The organism is Alteromonas sp. WD8-37 (assembly GCF_055326825.1).
The window spans coordinates 13,989-31,630 of the sequence record NZ_JBUZOV010000003.1 but is presented as its reverse complement, the minus strand read 5'-3'; the positions used below and the strand labels follow the sequence as shown (position 1 = coordinate 31,630).

Annotated in this window: 14 protein-coding genes; 6 read left to right on the top strand and 8 right to left on the bottom strand. The window is 51.4% G+C overall.

From position 1 onward, the window contains the following. The first annotated feature begins 77 nt into the window (after positions 1 to 77). The 4 genes from dnaA to gyrB all read left to right on the top strand — a co-directional run bounded on the left by dnaA (position 78) and on the right by gyrB (position 6,262). Positions 78 to 1,523: a chromosomal replication initiator protein DnaA gene (dnaA, locus tag ACTUJZ_RS08985; RefSeq protein ID WP_463635975.1), complete on the top strand. Its 1,446-nt coding sequence runs from the start codon at positions 78 to 80 to the stop codon at positions 1,521 to 1,523. Positions 1,524 to 1,553: 30 nt separating this feature from the next. After that, a complete protein-coding gene (gene dnaN / locus ACTUJZ_RS08980) occupies positions 1,554 to 2,657 on the top strand; it encodes a DNA polymerase III subunit beta (protein WP_463635974.1) in 1,104 nt (367 codons plus the stop codon). An 86-nt stretch (positions 2,658 to 2,743) separates the two neighbouring features. Further along, positions 2,744 to 3,832, top strand: a complete 1,089-nt coding sequence (recF, locus tag ACTUJZ_RS08975) for a DNA replication/repair protein RecF (protein ID WP_463635973.1) — start codon at positions 2,744 to 2,746, stop codon at positions 3,830 to 3,832. A gap of 9 nt (positions 3,833 to 3,841) precedes the next feature. Continuing rightward, positions 3,842 to 6,262: a DNA topoisomerase (ATP-hydrolyzing) subunit B gene (gyrB, locus tag ACTUJZ_RS08970; RefSeq protein WP_463635972.1), complete on the top strand. Its 2,421-nt coding sequence runs from the start codon at positions 3,842 to 3,844 to the stop codon at positions 6,260 to 6,262. Positions 6,263 to 6,609: 347 nt separating this feature from the next. On the opposite strand, the gene ACTUJZ_RS08965 is transcribed toward gyrB, so the two are convergent. The 3 genes from ACTUJZ_RS08965 to glyQ form a co-directional block, all read right to left on the bottom strand. After that, positions 6,610 to 7,056: an early set domain-containing protein gene (locus tag ACTUJZ_RS08965; RefSeq protein ID WP_463635971.1), complete on the bottom strand. Its 447-nt coding sequence runs from the start codon at positions 7,054 to 7,056 to the stop codon at positions 6,610 to 6,612. Positions 7,057 to 7,132: 76 nt separating this feature from the next. Further along, complete coding sequence (glyS, locus tag ACTUJZ_RS08960) at positions 7,133 to 9,205, bottom strand: glycine--tRNA ligase subunit beta (RefSeq protein ID WP_463635970.1); 2,073 nt, start codon at positions 9,203 to 9,205, stop codon at positions 7,133 to 7,135. A gap of 2 nt (positions 9,206 to 9,207) precedes the next feature. Then, a complete protein-coding gene (glyQ, locus tag ACTUJZ_RS08955) occupies positions 9,208 to 10,113 on the bottom strand; it encodes a glycine--tRNA ligase subunit alpha (RefSeq protein WP_463635969.1) in 906 nt (301 codons plus the stop codon). Positions 10,114 to 10,228: 115 nt separating this feature from the next. On the opposite strand from glyQ, the gene ACTUJZ_RS08950 reads away from it, so the two are divergent. After that, positions 10,229 to 10,819, top strand: a complete 591-nt coding sequence (locus tag ACTUJZ_RS08950) for a DNA-3-methyladenine glycosylase I (protein ID WP_463635968.1) — start codon at positions 10,229 to 10,231, stop codon at positions 10,817 to 10,819. On the opposite strand, the gene ACTUJZ_RS08945 is transcribed toward ACTUJZ_RS08950, so the two are convergent. The 4 genes from ACTUJZ_RS08945 to ACTUJZ_RS08930 all read right to left on the bottom strand — a co-directional run bounded on the left by ACTUJZ_RS08945 (position 10,816) and on the right by ACTUJZ_RS08930 (position 13,414). Further along, positions 10,816 to 11,274 (bottom strand): DUF2489 domain-containing protein, encoded by a 459-nt coding sequence (locus ACTUJZ_RS08945; RefSeq protein ID WP_463635967.1) that lies wholly within the window; start codon positions 11,272 to 11,274, stop codon positions 10,816 to 10,818. The genes ACTUJZ_RS08950 and ACTUJZ_RS08945 overlap by 4 nt on opposite strands. Before the next feature lie 9 nt (positions 11,275 to 11,283). Then, positions 11,284 to 11,769 carry a Der GTPase-activating protein YihI gene (gene yihI / locus ACTUJZ_RS08940; protein ID WP_463635966.1) on the bottom strand — a complete coding sequence of 162 codons (486 nt, stop codon included), beginning with the start codon at positions 11,767 to 11,769 and terminating at the stop codon, positions 11,284 to 11,286. Positions 11,770 to 11,775: 6 nt separating this feature from the next. Continuing rightward, positions 11,776 to 12,444, bottom strand: coding sequence for a class I SAM-dependent methyltransferase (locus ACTUJZ_RS08935; protein WP_463635965.1), 669 nt, complete (start codon positions 12,442 to 12,444; stop codon positions 11,776 to 11,778). A gap of 346 nt (positions 12,445 to 12,790) precedes the next feature. Continuing rightward, positions 12,791 to 13,414: a c-type cytochrome gene (locus ACTUJZ_RS08930; RefSeq protein ID WP_463635964.1), complete on the bottom strand. Its 624-nt coding sequence runs from the start codon at positions 13,412 to 13,414 to the stop codon at positions 12,791 to 12,793. A gap of 169 nt (positions 13,415 to 13,583) precedes the next feature. Between ACTUJZ_RS08930 and yihA the strand changes: the two genes are divergently transcribed. After that, complete coding sequence (yihA, locus tag ACTUJZ_RS08925) at positions 13,584 to 14,192, top strand: ribosome biogenesis GTP-binding protein YihA/YsxC (RefSeq protein ID WP_463635963.1); 609 nt, start codon at positions 13,584 to 13,586, stop codon at positions 14,190 to 14,192. A 349-nt stretch (positions 14,193 to 14,541) separates the two neighbouring features. Here the strand turns inward: yihA and polA are convergent, their stop codons facing one another. Beyond that, complete coding sequence (gene polA / locus ACTUJZ_RS08920; protein WP_463635962.1) at positions 14,542 to 17,298, bottom strand: DNA polymerase I; 2,757 nt, start codon at positions 17,296 to 17,298, stop codon at positions 14,542 to 14,544. Positions 17,299 to 17,642: the final 344 nt, after the last annotated feature.

Genomic DNA, 17,642 nt, shown 5'->3' with positions numbered 1-17,642 from the left:
ATCAGCATAGGTCCATCTGCGATGTATTGCTGTCCTGCATTGTTGGTCTCGTAGCGACTTTCGGAGCCCTATTTTACATGTCCTTATGGAATCATTGTCTTGACCGTCTGCGTCAGGAATTGCCGACTCAGCAATTTAGTATGTGGATAAGGCCACTGAGTGCCCACGAAGACATTAAAGAAGTTACGCTGTACGCGCCTAACCGCTTTGTGCTGGATTGGGTGCGCGATAAATACCGTGATAAAATCACTGCCCTGTTCACCGAATTTTGTGGGCCGGATGCTCCCCTGTTGCGCTTAGAAGTGGTATCGCGGGCAGCGCCTGCACCCACGACACCGCGTCAGGACAGCCCGGCACCGGCCCAAGCCCAGGCTCAGCAAAGCGCGCCGGCTCCGGCGGCTGCACCGCAACCCGCTCCAGTTGAGCAGGCGCCGACCCCACGGCGGGCTGCCAGCCCGCAGCGCGCCCCCAGTGTGATCCCTATCCCTGAGGGCATGAAGCATAAGAGTAATATTAACCCTAACTATCAATTTGATAACTTTGTTGAGGGTAAATCAAACCAGCTGGCACGTGCGGCAGCTACCCAGGTGGCCAATAATCCGGGCGGGTCGTACAACCCGCTGTTTATTTATGGTGGCACTGGTCTGGGTAAGACTCACTTGTTACATGCAGTGGGCAACGGCATTGTGGCCAATCGTGAAGATGCCAAAATTGTTTACATGCACTCTGAACGCTTCGTGCAGGATATGGTTAAAGCATTACAAAACAATGCGATAGAAGATTTCAAACGGTTTTATCGGTCGGTAGATGCGCTGCTTATTGATGATATTCAGTTTTTTGCCAATAAAGAACGCTCGCAGGAAGAATTTTTTCATACCTTCAATGCGTTGCTGGAGGGCAATCAGCAAATCATTCTGACCTCGGATCGTTATCCAAAAGAAATTGACGGGGTGGAAGATCGTCTTAAGTCGCGCTTTGGCTGGGGTCTGACCATTGCTATCGAACCACCGGAGCTGGAAACCCGGGTGGCGATTCTGATGCGTAAAGCAGCCGAAAACCGCATACATCTACCCAATGAAGTGGCGTTCTTTATTGCCAAGCGTTTACGCTCTAATGTGCGCGAGCTGGAAGGGGCGCTTAACCGGGTGATTGCCAATGCCAATTTTACCGGCCGGCCCATTACCATTGATTTTGTGCGCGAAGCCTTGCGGGATTTGCTGGCACTGCAGGAAAAACTGGTCACTGTGGATAACATTCAAAAGACAGTGGCCGATTACTACAAGATTAAAGTGTCTGACATTTTGTCTAAGCGGCGCAGTCGCAGTGTGGCCCGCCCACGCCAGGTCGCCATGGCATTGGCCAAAGAGCTGACCAACCATAGCTTACCAGAATTGGGTAATGCTTTTGGCGGGCGCGACCACACCACAGTGCTACATGCCTGTCGAAAAATAGAGCAGCTTAGAGAAGAAAGTCATGATATAAAGGAAGACTATAAAAACCTTATACGGACATTGTCTTCTTAACCAGACAGCACGACGCGAGAAGAAAAATCGATGAAATTTAGTATCAGCCGAGAAAATTTTTTACAGCCGTTGCAAATGGTTTCTGGTGCCGTCGAGCGCCGCCATACCCTGCCTATTTTATCGAATGTATTAATCCAGGTGAAAGAAGGGGCCTTGTGGTTAACCGGAACAGACTTGGAAGTCGAGTTGGTGTCCAGCGTGATGCTGGAGGGTGAGATTACCGAAGGGGAAATCACTGTACCGGCAAAAAAGTTATTCGACATTATTCGCGGCTTGTCTGAAGGAACACAAATTCATTTTTCGGTAGATGCCAATAAAGCCCTGCTGCGCGCTGGTCGCGGTCGTTATACCTTATCAACTCTGGCGGCCAATGATTATCCCAATCTGGAAGATTGGGAAAGTGAAGTAGAATTGTCGCTGACCGGCAGTGAACTGAAACGATTGATCGATGCGGTGAATTTTTCGATGGCGCAACAGGATGTGCGTTATTATCTTAACGGCATGTCGCTGGAAACCGAAGAAAATCTGGTACGCTCGGTGGCTACCGACGGGCATCGGTTAGCGCTATGCCGACAGCATTTCGAGCAGGCCAGTTTACCGGCACGGCAGGTGATTATCCCGCGCAAAGGTGTGCTGGAAATTTCACGGTTGATCAATGATGACGACCAACCTATTCAGGTGCTGATTGGTGCTAACCATATTCGTCTGCAGGCGCCGGCATTTATCTTTACCAGCAAACTGGTGGATGGGCGGTTTCCTGACTATCGTCGAGTGCTACCCCGGGATGGCGACAAAGTGGTAATAGCCAGCAAGGCTGTGCTCAAAGATGCCTTTTCCCGCGCGGCGATCTTGTCGAACGAAAAATTCCGCGGCGTACGTCTGAATCTAGCCAGTGGTGAACTTAAAATTACCGCCAACAACCCTGAGCAGGAAGAAGCGGAGGAAATGGTGGATGTGGATTATCAGGGCGATGATTTAGAAATTGGCTTTAATGTGGCCTATCTGATTGATGTTCTGAATGCCATGAATACTGAGCAAGTTAAACTTACCTTATCAGACTCCAATTCCAGTGCATTGATCGAAGCAGCCGAGGATGATGCTGCCTTGTATGTTATTATGCCCATGCGGTTGTAATGATTTGAGTAAGGGCTGCTACATAGCGATGGCAGCCCTGAAAATCATTATCTTTTCTAAATTTTTCTTTTTGTGAGAGCGGCATCATGAAACTGGACCTTGTCCAGCTCACCCACTTTCGAAATATCCACGCTGCAACCCTGACTCTTTCTCCTCAGCTTTCGGTGATCACCGGAAAAAACGGCAGTGGCAAATCCTCGTTGATTGAAGCTTTATACTATTTGGGTTTTGGACGTTCGTTTCGAACCAAAAAACATCCGTCGGTTATTCAGCATGAGCAGGGCGGCTTTAGTGTGTTTGCTAAAGGGCACGATGAGCAGGGCCTGCAATTTAAAGTCGGCTTAGAGCGTACCCGCGATGATAAATTTACCTGTGCAGTGAATGGTGAACACTCTCACCGTCTTGCTGACCTGGTCAGCCTGATTCCAGTACAGCTATTCACTCCACAAAGTACTGATTTGATTTTAGGCTCTCCGGCCGAACGACGTCGCTTTTGTGATTGGGGATTGTTCCACGTGGAACATTCTTTTCATCGTCTATTTCAAAGCTACAGCAAATTAGTTCGTCAGCGAAATGCCTTACTTAAACAGCAAGCCTCATTAAATGCGCCTGAGCATCGATTCTGGCATGAACAGTTGGTTACAGCAGGGGCAACATTAGATACAATGAGACAACGCTATGTGGATAATCTCAGGCCGATATTTGATAATATCTGTGCTGACTTTCTCCCAGAGTTTAGCGTCGAAATTGCATATTATCACGGCTGGGATAAAGACACTGAACTCAGTGATGCCCTGGCCAAAAAGCTCGACTACGACAGTCGGGTAGGTCATACCTCGGTGGGCCCGCACAAAGCAGATTTACGTTTCAAAGTCGATGGCGTTAACGCTCAGGAAGTGCTGTCACGTGGTCAGCTTCGAATGGCTGTGGCTGCACTGCAGCTAGCACAGACGGCCTTGTTCACCGAGCAAACCCAACGCAAGAGTATCTTTTTACTGGATGATGTTGGGGCAGAACTAGATCTCGATAAACGCGAACGCTTTATCGACGGCCTGTTAGCGATGGATACACAAGTGGTGGTGACCGCCATCGAATCGCAGCAGCTAAAGTTTGTAAAAAAATACAATGATAAAAAAATGTTTCACGTGGAACATGGCCAGGTGAAAGAGGAGTAAAGACACATTATGTCAGAGCAGAATAACTACGACTCATCCAGTATCAAGGTTCTTAAAGGCCTGGATGCAGTACGCAAACGTCCTGGTATGTATATTGGTGACACCGATGATGGCACCGGCTTGCACCACATGGTCTTCGAGGTAGTGGATAATTCCATCGATGAAGCCTTGGCTGGCTATTGTTCGGAAATCGTTGTGCAAATTCATGTGGACGGATCTGTCTCCGTCTCCGATGACGGACGTGGCATTCCGACTGAAATGCACCCGGAAGAAGGCGTGTCAGCCGCTGAAGTGATCATGACCGTACTGCATGCCGGTGGTAAATTTGATGATAACTCCTACAAAGTTTCCGGGGGCCTGCACGGCGTGGGTGTCTCAGTGGTTAACGCGCTGTCCAGCAAATTAAAGCTACGTATTCGTCGTAACGGTAAAACCCATGAGCAGGAATACCATCATGGGGTGCCGCAGGCGCCATTAGAAGTCATGGGGGAAACCGATAAGTCCGGTACCGCGGTGCGCTTCTGGCCAAGCGACGCCACCTTTACCAATGTGGAATTTCACTATGACATCCTGGCTAAGCGATTACGCGAACTGTCTTTCCTGAACTCAGGTGTGGCCATTCGCTTAGTGGATGAGCGCGATGGCAAAGAAGATTTATTCAAGTACGAAGGGGGCATTCGCGCCTTTGTTGAATACTTGAACCAGAAAAAAACACCGATGCATGAAAAGGTGTTTCACTTTAGTCTGGACCGCGAAGATGGCATTTCGGTAGAAGTGGCGATGCAATGGAACGATAGCTTCCAGGAAAGCATTTTCTGTTTTACCAACAACATCCCGCAACGCGATGGGGGATCTCACCTGGCTGGTTTCCGGGGCGCATTGACCCGAACCCTGAATAACTACATGGAAAGTGAAGGGCTGAACAAAAAAGCCAAAGCCAGCGCCACCGGCGACGATGCTCGCGAAGGCCTGACTGCGGTTGTTTCGGTAAAAGTCCCGGATCCAAAGTTCTCTTCTCAGACCAAAGATAAGCTGGTGTCCTCCGAAGTGCGCCCGGCAGTTGAGTCGTCAATGAATGAAAAGCTGGCGGAGTTCTTATTAGAAAACCCCACCGAAAGTAAAATCATCGCCGGTAAAATTTTGGATGCCGCCCGCGCCCGGGAAGCAGCACGAAAAGCCCGTGAGATGACACGCCGTAAAGGCGCCCTGGACTTAGCGGGTCTGCCAGGCAAGCTGGCTGACTGCCAGGAAAAAGATCCGGCGTTGAGCGAGCTGTATATCGTGGAGGGTGACTCAGCCGGTGGTTCTGCCAAACAAGGCCGTAACCGTAAAAATCAGGCGATTTTGCCGCTGAAAGGTAAGATCCTGAACGTGGAAAAAGCGCGTTTCGATAAGATGCTATCGTCACAGGAAGTGGCCACACTGATCACTGCCTTAGGCTGTGGTATCGGCCGGGATGAGTACAACCCGGACAAACTTCGCTATCACAGCATCATCATCATGACCGATGCCGACGTGGATGGCTCACACATTCGGACCTTATTGCTAACCTTCTTCTACCGCCAGATGCCAGAGATCATCGAACGCGGTTATGTGTATATTGCGCAGCCGCCGCTGTACAAGGTGAAAAAAGGAAAGCAGGAGCAGTACCTCAAAGATGATGATGCGCTGACTGCGTACCTGACTAATATTGCCCTGACCGGCACTTCGCTGCACACCAGCGAAGATGCCCCGGGGATCAGTGGCGCCGGGCTTGAAACTCTGGTGAAACAATATCAGGGCGTGGAAAAAATGATCGAGCGTTTGTATCGCCTGATGCCGCCGGCCATTTTGTATCGCTTGATTTACTCACCCACGCTAAACCTGGCAGACCTGAAAGACCGGGATACCCTGGATCAGGTGGCGAAGAAGTTTGTGCAGAGCATGAACGATAAAGAAAATGATGGTGCCACCTACCGCTATGAAATCAAGCGCGATGATGAACTCAGCGAATTTTATATCGCGATTATCATGCGTATGCACGGTATCGATTATGAATATAAGATAGGCCATGACTTTATCGACTCCAGCGAGTACGGCCGTATCCGCGCACTAAACGAAGCCATCAACGGCATGATGGGTGATACCGCTTATGTCCAGCGTGGTGAGCGTAAGCAACCCATTGACTCGTTTAAATCTGCCATTGAGTGGTTGATGAACGAAGCGAAAAAAGGCCAGTATATCCAGCGTTACAAAGGGCTGGGTGAAATGAACCCGGACCAGCTGTGGGAAACCACCATGGATCCGGAAGGGCGCCGTATGCTGCAGGTGACCATCGAAGATGCGATTGGCTGTGATCAATTGTTTACAACCCTGATGGGCGACCAGGTCGAGCCTCGTCGGGAATTTATCGAAGCCAATGCACTGAAGGTAGAAAACCTCGACGTGTAGGTCTGGGGTATTGCTTTCTAAGCATTACAAGCCATGCCTTCGGGCGTGGCTTTTTTTTGCGTATATTTCGCTAAATCAGGGAGCGATAGTACGCGCTGGTCAGCGGGCAGATAGAGTGCTAATTGTTGGCCTTAGGCGCTTCACCAGCCATGTTAGCGAGGCAGCCAGATATAGCGGGCGGGTGGGCAACAACGCAAGCCTTACAGCGCTGCAGGGAGATAAACTAAAGCTGCAATCACGATGAGAAGCGTTTGAATCGTACGCGCGGTGAAAGTTGGCGAAGTGGGATAGTAGAAAAAGCGAAAAAAGTGCCGCTGGCTGTGAAAGAACCAGCGGGATTTCCTTAATTATTGCGGGGCACGGCTGATATCCAGGCGGATTTCATTCGCACTGGCACGGGCAAAAGAGAACCGGTAGGTAGCTGTGGTGGCCGGAACAAATTGCACATTTTCAGCATCTGAGCCACATACCAGATAAGTGGTACCGCTCAAGGTTGCCGGCTGGCCTTTGTACTTGCCGCCACAGGTCTGGGCAGGAGACCATACTGCATCAGCCAGTTTAAAATCATACGGCTGGCCGTCGGCAATCAATTCCACATCCACATACCAGCTACTATTACCGCGTTGTAGCTGATAACCGGACGAGGCTTCCCACCAGTTAAATACACCGCGTAAGTACAGCTCATCAAAAGCGATGTTTTTGGTTTCGGAGACACCCGGTAATGGGTTCAACACACTGTTGCTGGCACAGCCACCAAGCAGAGACACGGCGACCGCAATCACTAACTTTTTCACACCTGCTCCTTAAGCAAAAAATGCCCAACGACACAGGTTGGGCATGGCATATTACAAAGGTTCAACTATCTCGCCATCAGGCTTTATCGAGCAGTGAGATATCCGCGGTTTGCAAAAACATGCTGCGCAACATCACCAGCAAAGCCAGCCGGTTTTGTTTCACTGCCTCATCGTCGGCCATTACCATTACATTATCAAAGAATGCATCAATTGGATCACGCAGGGTGGCCAGCGCGCTGAGCACTTCGTTATAGGCCTGACGCTGCTGCGCGGTATCTACATCCGGCTTGACCTGGGACAGTGCGTCATACAAGGTTTTTTCGGCGGCTTCCTGCAACAGGCTGGCATCAATGGCCGGTTCGCCGGTGATCCCTTGCTTGGTCAGGATATTGGCCACCCGTTTGTTGGCGGCAGCTAGTGCCTCAGCTTCCTCGCGTTGTTTAAATGCAGCCACTGCATCAATGCGCGCAGTGTAATCTGCCGGGCGGGTAGGCCGGCGGGCCGAGACAGCCTGGATCACATCAATGCTAATGCCCTGGTCCTGCAATAATGACACAAAACGGCCCAATACAAAGTCGACCACCTGTTGTTGGGTATCAGCATTGGTGAGCTTGTCTCCGTAAACCTCAACCGCCTGTGCCACCAGAGTTTCTAAATCCAGATTCAGGTTTTGCTCGCTGATGATACGCAACACACCGATGGCCGCGCGACGCAGGGCAAACGGATCTTTATCGCCTTTAGGCAGTTGGCCAATGCCAAAAATACCCACCAGGGTGTCCAGTTTATCTGCCAGTGATACCGCTGCACTGACCGGGGTTGAGGGCAGCACATCGCCGGCAAAGCGCGGCAGATACTGTTCATACAGGGCCAGCGCCACGTCTGAGGGCTCACCATCATGCTCGGCATAATATTTACCCATTACGCCTTGCACCTCCGGAAACTCCATGACCATTTCAGTCATCAGATCGGTCTTAGATAGCAAACCAGCACGGCTGGCATGCTCCGGGTTGGCGTCAATCTGGCCGGCAACAAATTCAGCCAGGCGGGCGATGCGCTGCGATTTTTCTTCCAGCGTACCCAGCTGCTTTTGAAACAACACGGCGGCCAGGCTGGGCAGGCGACTTTCGAGGCTAACCTTTTTATCCGCGTTGAAGAAAAACTCAGCATCGGCCAGACGCGGATGAATTACTTTTTCATTACCACTAATCACCATGGACGGGTCGCGGCTTTCGATGTTGGTGACAAACAAAAAGGTGTTGGCCAGTGAGCCATCGGCATTGAGCAGTGGCACATATTTTTGGTCATCTTTCATGGTGTAGATGAGTGCTTCTTTGGGGACGGCCAAAAAGGCTTTATCAAAGGAGGCAGTCAATACCACCGGCCACTCCACCAGCGCACTGATTTCTTCCAGCAGGGCAGTGTCATAATCGGCATTAAGCTCCAGCTCGCTGGCAGCAGCTTCTAAGCCGTTGCGAATGAGTTCGGTACGCTCACGAAAATCGGCCACGACATACTGTTGCTTGAGCGCTTGCGCGTAATTATCGGCATGATCCAGGTCAAAGCGGCTGTCGCCGTGAAAGCGGTGGCCCTGAACCACACGATCGCTGGCTTTGCCCAAGACAGAAACCGGTAGTACTTCGGCGCCGTACAACACGGTCAATGTATGTACCGGGCGAATAAACTGGGTGGAATGGTTGCCCCAACGCATCGGCTTTGGAATGGGTAGTTTATCCAACGCCTGGGTCAGCAGGCTTTCCAGTAAGGTGGCAATGGGCTGGCCCGGCACATTGGCATTATGCAGCAGCCATTCACCTTTTGGGGTCACCATGCGTTCGGCCTGGTCAACCTCAATGCCGTTCCCCTTGGCCCAGCCCATGGCGGCCTTGGTCGGGTTACCCGCTTCATCAAAGGCGGCTGATACTGCTGGCCCACGCTTTTCCACCACTTTGTCCTGCTGAGACTCAGCCAGCGCGGTGACATGCAGTGCTAAACGGCGCGGTGCGGCAAACCAGTTGACTGAATCAAAAGACAGCTCAGCACCTTGCAGCGCCTGCTGAAAGTTATCGGCAAAACTCTGGCCCAGCTGCTTGAGTGCTTTTGGTGGCAGTTCCTCGGTGCCCAGTTCGATAAGTAAGTTTTCTGTTCGCACCGTTACTGCTCCTTTTGGCAAAGTGGAAAGCCCAGCTCTTCACGGGCTTGGTAATAACTTTCGGCACAGGCTTTGGCCAGTGTGCGCACCCGTAAGATATAGCGCTGACGCTCGGTGACCGAAATAGCGTGACGGGCATCCAACAGGTTGAAGGCATGCGAGGCTTTCATGACCTGCTCGTACGCCGGCAGCGGCAGGCGATGGTCAATCAGCTTTTTCGAGGCTGCCTCGCACTCATCAAAAGTGGCAAACAAAAAGTCGACATTGGCGTGGTCGAAGTTATAGGTCGACTGTTCCACTTCGTTTTGATGGAACACATCGCGATAGGTGACTTTGCCCATGGGGCCATCGGTCCACACCAGATCGTAAATGCTATCGACGCCCTGGATGTACATGGCTAAGCGCTCCAGCCCGTAGGTGATTTCACCGGTGACCGGCTTACACTCTAATCCGCCGACCTGCTGAAAATAAGTGAACTGAGTGACTTCCATGCCGTTGAGCCAGACTTCCCAGCCTAAGCCCCAGGCACCCAGGGTAGGCGATTCCCAGTTGTCTTCGACAAAGCGGATATCGTGGACCAGTGGGTCAAAGCCCAGCTCTTTCAGCGAGCCCAGATACAGTTCCTGCAGATTATCTGGAGAAGGCTTCATCATGACCTGAAACTGATAATAATGCTGCAGACGGTTAGGGTTTTCGCCATAGCGCCCATCGGTCGGGCGGCGACAAGGTTGCACATAGGCACTGCTGATGGGCTCCGGGCCCAGCGAGCGTAAAAAGGTCATTGGATGAAAGGTGCCGGCGCCGACTTCCATATCCAGCGGCTGGATAATCACACATCCCTGACGGGCCCAGTATTCCTGCAATGCCAGGATCAGACCCTGAAAGGTTTTTATATCGTAATTGGGCATACAATCGCTGCTTTGTTATTCACGGATTAAAGGTGGCATAGTATACAATTTGTCAGGCACAGTATGTAGGCCTGAGCCGGCAAATGCATACAAAATCAACGTTGCCAGGAGAATTATGTCTGTAAATCCCTCTTTGCCCCGCTGCGGCTGGGTCACCCAGGATCCACAATACCTGCATTATCACGATACCGTGTGGGGCCGGCCTGAAACCGACAGTCAGCAATTGTTTGCCAAATTGTGTCTGGATGGCCAGCAAGCCGGCTTGTCCTGGCTGACCATTTTAAAAAAACAAGCCAATTACGAAGCAGCGTTTCACCAGTTCGATCCCCAGCGAATTGTGCAGATGAGCGAGGCTGAGCTGAGCGCCTGTGCCAGCAACCCCGGCATTATTCGCAACCGGCAAAAAATCGCTGCAATTGTAGCTAACGCTAAGGGCTATCTGGCCATTGAAGAAAAGAGGCCATTTTGTGAGTTTATCTGGCAGTTTACCGATGGCAAGACACACATTAATGCCTGGGATAATCAGGCTCAGATTCCCACCAGTACACCAGCGTCCAAGGCTATGGCCAAGGCATTAAAACAGCACGGATTTAAATTTGTCGGGGAAACAATTTGCTATGCTTTTATGCAGGCGGTAGGAATGGTCAACGACCATGAAACACGCTGCCACTGTTATGCAGCAGCGTGTAAAGAGGCGCGTCGCTAGGATTGAACCAGCTGTTCGCAATACGCGCGGATATGAGGCAGTTCGGCCAGTACCTGGCTTTCGTGTGCCGACTCAATCTCTTCGCGGGCGCTGTCTTGCTTACGCTTTTCCTGTTTCGGTAACTTACGGCGCTCCTCTAAAATGGCAAACCCGCTAATGGCCACAAATAGCTCGTAAATATGCGGAAATTTTTGCCGGTAATCCGGGGGCGACTTCAATGGCAATGCTTCTAACAGATTACAAATGCGGATGGCGCCTTCGGATAGTTCGCATTGCTGTTGTTCCATTGCCTTAGCAATCAGGATAATGCTGTCAGTAATGGTGGTAGTGCGCTCCTGCCGAGCGGTAGCGTGGCGATGGTTTTGCTGTTTGAGTAAAAACAACAATCGGCCGGCATAAAATCCCAGCCCCAGAATAATCAGCACGCCCACGATGGCAGCGATGGTCCACACCATAAAATACCTCTATTTTTTATAGTCGTCGAGTTTGATTGCGTCCAGCTCGTCCATCGGATCAGTGTCGTCCTCTTCGTCGGAGTCGTCGGTGTCCAGCCCCAACAATTCGCACAGCACCCGGTGCCGCTCCAGTTTGGTATCGACATATTGCTGCTCGCTGGCAGAGATAGGCTGGTCGTTATCCAGCTTGTCCAACAGCATGGCCAGCTTGTCATCGGCTTCCAGCGCAGCCAGTTCGGCCGCCGGAGTGGCGTATTTTTTTTCCTCGGCTTTAATCAGTTGAATAGGGCGCTTACTGCCCACTCTGGGATCACGCTGGCCCTGCTTGCCGGCGCCGCGCTGACCGCCATTATCAGTATCGGCATTGCGCGAGCCCGGCTGCTTACCTTTGCCCGGTTTTTTACCGGTTGGGACGGTGACGCGCTTGGACTTGTGGTCGGGATCTTTGCGAACGCCAATCTGGCCGACTTTTCTGGATTTTTTCTTACGAGGCATAAGCCCTCAATCTGGTTGCTCTGTGTTAGCCACATTATAACTTTGCTTGTGCATTAATACGACATCTGCAGCCACAAGGTGCACCTTATATCCGTGCACTTGGCCTAAAAAGGTAAAGGTGTGGTCAGAAAAAAAGCATACATGGGTGGGATCATTCTTATAATGCCAGTGGGCAAAGCGCTGTTTATCCAGTACGCGCTTGGTCATGATACACAGCCAGCCACCGGGCTTGAGTAGCTCATCCAGCCGCTGCCACTCGGTGGCAGGGAAATGAAAATGCTCGATGGCTTCGGTACAGGTAATAAAATCGTAGGTGCGTTGTAAGGCCTCGGGCCGGTCAAAATACAGCGGGTCGTACACCGCCATGCTGTGGCCATGAGCTGTTAGCATCTGCGCCAACAGCGGTGCAGGGCCACACCCGAAATCCAGGCCACTGGAGGCCGGGGCGAGGTGAGGTAGCAGCGGGGAGGCTGCTTTGTCTAAAAAGCGTTGGTAGCCGGGATCATCCAGCGTGTTTTGATGCAAGCTGTATTCATGCTGTTCGGTGGTGCGATCCGGTAACTGGGCCGGTGGCACAAACACCAGATCACAGCGGGGGCACTGCTGATAGGTGCGTCGGCGATCCTGGTGATAAAAATGACTGTCGGGGTGATGACACAGCGGGCAGGCAATCATAATGGTTCCGCAAAAGAAAAAAGGTGATGACTTGCGTCATCACCTCTATATTTTAGTGTCGTATGACACTTCTCCCGTTGCACCTCATGTGCTTTTTTATTGCTTCCACTGCTAGAAGTGCTCCCCTTTTTGTTGTTTTTTACAGAGCGGTATTTTTAGTTTTGGGCCTTCCTGACGCTTTTTCCGTTCTTCCGTGCTCTTATTATTATTATCACTTTTATTATTATTGGTTTTGCGGGCCCGTGACAAGCGGCTCTCAAAACTAGGGGTTAGCTTACACGAAAAATTTTTGAATACAACACCTGTGTTAACAGATATTTAACATGTCGCTGTTGTGCAACGAATTTTAATGCAGTCCGGCCAGGTAATTGGCCAGGGTTTGCATCTCTTCCTCGGTCAATTTTGTCGCAATGTCCCGCATCATGCCGTTCATATCATTGTGCCGGGTACCCGCCTGAAATGCCTTGAGCTGCGCCACAATGTATTCGGGGTGCTGGCCACTGATGTCCGGAAAGCCGGCTAACTGCATACCGTTGCCACGCGGCCCGTGACAGGCAATACACGCAGTGAGGTTGCGCTCCAGATCGCCGCCGCGGTACAGCGCCTGGCCGGGTTCCACCGCTTCTTCGGGTGTATTACCGAGTTTGATTTGTTGTTCAGAATAATAGGTGGCGATATCGCGCATATCCTGCTCGGAAAGGGCGGCAGCCATACCGTTCATCACCGCATTGTTGCGTCCTTCTTCGCCACCGGTTTGCGAGGCGAGCTTAAATTCTTTTAATTGCTTGACCAGATAGTTGACATGCTGCCCGGCCAGTTTAGGGTTCATAGGAATACTGCTGTTACCATCCTGACCATGACACGCAGCACAGGTGGCTGATTTTTTCTGGCCAGCATCAATATCACCGTCTGATTGTGCCCCGGCCGATAAACTCAGGGTAAGACACGCCAACAAACACAGTTTTTTCATAAGTAATCTTCCGTAAAGGAACCAGGGGTTCAGCGGATTTACGTGGTATTATTGTTATTTAGCACACTTACGATGCCAGATGTACAAATACCATACTAAAGCGGTGGTGTAAAAATGTACAATGCTGGTGACATATTTTAGCCAAAATTGCAGTGCCAATGGTGACACCATGACTTATTTTACCAAAGCCGCCTTTTCCACCAGCGCGCCAGACATCCGCCATCTTAAAGATGACACCGGGATCGAAGTGGCGTTTGCCGGCCGTTCCAATGCCGGCAAGTCGAGCGCGCTAAATGCGTTAACCCGGCAAAAAAACCTGGCCCGTACCAGTAAAACGCCGGGCCGCACCCAAATGATCAATGTGTTTGAGCTGGAGGTGGATCGCCGTTTGATTGATTTGCCCGGCTACGGCTTTGCCCAGGTTCCACTGGCCATGAAAAAGAAGTGGCAACAGTCGCTGGGTGAATATCTGCAAAAGCGTAAAAGCTTAAAAGGGCTGGTGGTGCTGATGGATATCCGCCATCCGTTTAAAGAGCTGGATCAGGATCTTATCTATTGGGCGGTCGATGCGGGCATTCCGGTGCAGGCGGTACTGACCAAGGCGGATAAGCTCAAATCAGGCAAGCGTAAACAACAGGTGATGATGGCCGAAGAAGCAGCGCTGGCGTTTATGGGCGATGTGACCGTGCAGGCGTTTTCGGCGAACTCCAAGCTGGGATTGCCGCAACTGGAACAAAAGCTGCTGCACTGGTTTGCTCTGGACCAGGCGCCAGAATAAAAAAATCCCCACGCCAGGGTGGGGATAATCAAAGAGAAAACACATAAAAACCGTAGATAAGAGTCAGCGCCTGCTCAATAAGTTCCATCAGAGTGAAGATTTTTTTAAAAGGGTGTGAAGGCTAACTTCGAGGTCATGCTTCGAGGGAAAAAAATCGCAGGCATAAAAAAACCCCGGCAACACAGGCCGGGGTTAAAGCAAAGGTTTGAAAACAGCTTTCTCACCTCTGTACCCTACGCTGCTAAGGGTACAATAACCGACCAAAAACGCAAGTCATTTCCGTAATTAAATTACCAAAACAGCCAGGCTTTGCGGTTATAAGCAAAAAATATGTAATTATATTACTTGTTTAATGGGCCTCGTCCCAATTATTGCCGGTCCCGGCTTCCACTTCTAGGGGCACCGACAGGGTGGCAGCCTGTTCCATCAGTTCAACGATCTTGGCACTGGCGCGTTCTACTGCCTCGGTTTTGATTTCAAATACCAGTTCATCGTGCACCTGCATCATCATGTACACCTCGTCGGTGCCGGAGCGTTGCAACCAGTCGTCCACCTGCAGCATGGCCATCTTGATGATATCGGCAGCGGTGCCCTGCATCGGTGCGTTGATCGCTGCCCGTTCGGCACCTTTGCGGCGGGCACCGTTACTGGCTTTGATATCCGGCAAATACAGACGACGACCAAAAACGGTTTCCACATAGCCTTTTTCTTTGGCCAGGGCTCGGGTGTCGTCCATATACTTAAGCACGCCCGGATAGCGCTCAAAGTACAAATCCATGTATTGCTGTGCTTCATGCCGCGGTATATTCAGTTGACGAGCCAGGCCAAAGGCTGACATCCCGTAAATCAGCCCAAAGTTGATGGCCTTGGCGCTGCGTCGTTGCTCCGCGGTTACCTCGTCTAAGTTACAGTCAAACACTTCGGCGGCGGTGGCGCGGTGAATATCCTTACCTTGCGAGAAGGCATCCAGCAAGCCTTTGTCCTGCGACAAATGCGCCATAATGCGCAGTTCAATCTGCGAATAATCGGCGGCCACAATCTGATAGCCGTCGCGCGGCACAAAGGCCTGGCGTACCCGGCGGCCTTCTTCATTGCGGATCGGGATGTTTTGCAAATTGGGTTCGGTAGACGACAATCGGCCAGTAGCGGTCACCGCCTGATGATAGGAAGTATGCAGCCGCCCGGTGCGATGATGGGTCATCTTGGGCAATTTGTCGGTATAGGTGTTTTTCAGTTTAGTCAGACCGCGGTATTCCATGATCATTTTAGGAATGGGGTAATCCAGGGCCAGCTCCTGCAGCACTTCTTCGGAGGTGGAGGGGGCGCCTTTCGGGGTCTTTTTAATCACCGGCAGTTCCAGCTTGTCGAACAGGATATGCTGTAATTGCTTGGTCGAGCCCAGATTAAACTTCTCGCCGGCTTCGTCGTGTACCTGACGCTCCAGCTCGTCAATTCGAATGGCCAGATCCTGGCTGTGCTGCGCCAGCCGCTGACTATCAATAAACACGCCCAGCTGCTCCATACGCGCCAGTACACTGGCCAGGGGCATTTCGATATCCACCAGCATGGTTTTCAGCGCCGGCTCGGCTTCCAGCTTTTGCCACAACACCTGGTGCAGGCGCAAAGTGATATCGGCATCTTCGGCGGCATAGGGCGCAGCCTGCTCCAGCGGGATCTGGTTAAAGGTCAGCTGCTTGGCGCCTTTACCGGCAATCTCTTCAAATTTGATGGTCTTGTGACCCAGATGGGCCAGTGCCAGACTGTCCATATCATGGCGGTTGGCGGTGCTATTGAGTACATAGGATTCAAGCATGGTATCAAAGGCCACCCCGCGCAGGGTGATGCCATAGTTGGCCAGCACATTCATATCATATTTTATATGTTGGCCAATCTTTTGGGCCTTGGTGCTTTCCAGTAATGGAGTCAGCTGTTCTAACACCCACTCGCGCGATAGCTGTGCCGGCGCATCGGGATAGTCATGGGCCACCGGAATATAAGCCGCTTCACCCGGGGCCACACACACACTGATGCCCACCAGTTCTGCTTCCATGTAGTTTAAGCTGGTGGTTTCGGTATCAATGGCAAACAGCTCGGCCTTGTTGAGCTTGTCGAGCCAGCGGGCAAAAGTGTCTTCATCGTATATGGTTTCATAGCCACTGGTGTCGATGGCCTGCTCCGGCGTCTCACTGGTTGCATCGTTGACCGCGGAAGATTCGGCGGCCTCCTGCGAAGACACTTCGCTATGCCAGCGTTTAAATTCGTATTCGGCAAACAGCTCTGCCAGCTGGGCATTGTCCGGCTCATCCGGCACCAGACTTTCCGGGGTAAAGTCTAGCGGAACATCACACTTGATAGTGGCCAGCTCATAGGACAGGCGCGCCTGTTCTTCATGGTCGGCCATCTTTTTGGCCATGGACTTGCTGCCGCGAAAATCCAGCCCGGCAATCTTGTCCAGATTGGCATAGATGTCATCAATGCCGCCGATGCCATTGAGCAGCGCCTGGGCACTCTTATCACCCACGCCCGGCACTCCGGGAATGTTATCGACCTTGTCGCCTTTTAAGGCCAGAAAATCAATGACCAGCTCCGGAGGCACTCCAAATTTTTGCTTAACCCCGTCAATGTCCATCACGGTGTTGGTCATGGTGTTGATCAGCGTCACATGCTCATTGACCAGCTGCGCCATATCCTTATCACCGGTACTGATCAGCGTGGCAATCTGTTGCTCGGACGCCTGGCGGGCCAGGGTGCCAATCACATCATCGGCTTCCACGCCGTCTTCGACAATGATCGGCAGGCCCATAGCCCGGATAATGGTATGCAGCGGCTGGATCTGTGCGCCCAGCTCTTCGGGCATCGGCGGGCGATTTGCTTTGTAGTCGGTATAGATCTTATCGCGGAAGGTTTTACCTTTGGCATCAAAGACCACCGCAATGTTGGAAGGATGATACTGGCGGATCAGGCTGCGCAGCATATTGATCACGCCATAAATGGCGCCCGTATCCTGTCCTTTAGAGTTGGTCAGGGGCGGTAAACCATGAAACGCCCGAAACAGATAAGACGATCCGTCCACCAGAATAAACGGTGGGTTTTGTATGTTAGCCATATGCCTTCGTCGTGTGGGAAAAATTATCGCAAGGATGCCATAGGGCTGGGCTGATCGCTATACACAGCAGTAAGAACTTGTGATCGCTTGTGGATAACTTTGTGATCTAACAAAGCCGGCAGATCAGTGCAAGCCCCAATTCAATCAGGGGATCCTGCGAGGAAGATCAGAAAATACTTGGCTTAGAGAAAAAGATGTGATCCGCTGCCTTGCGTAATTTTACATCCGAGTAAATGTGGATAACTTCGTGATTAATGTTCTGTGCGGTTTCGGCTTTCCCCAAAACGGTGGAGTAATGTAGCATACCGTTAACATCAGGCTAAGTGTTATTTCAGAACTTTTTT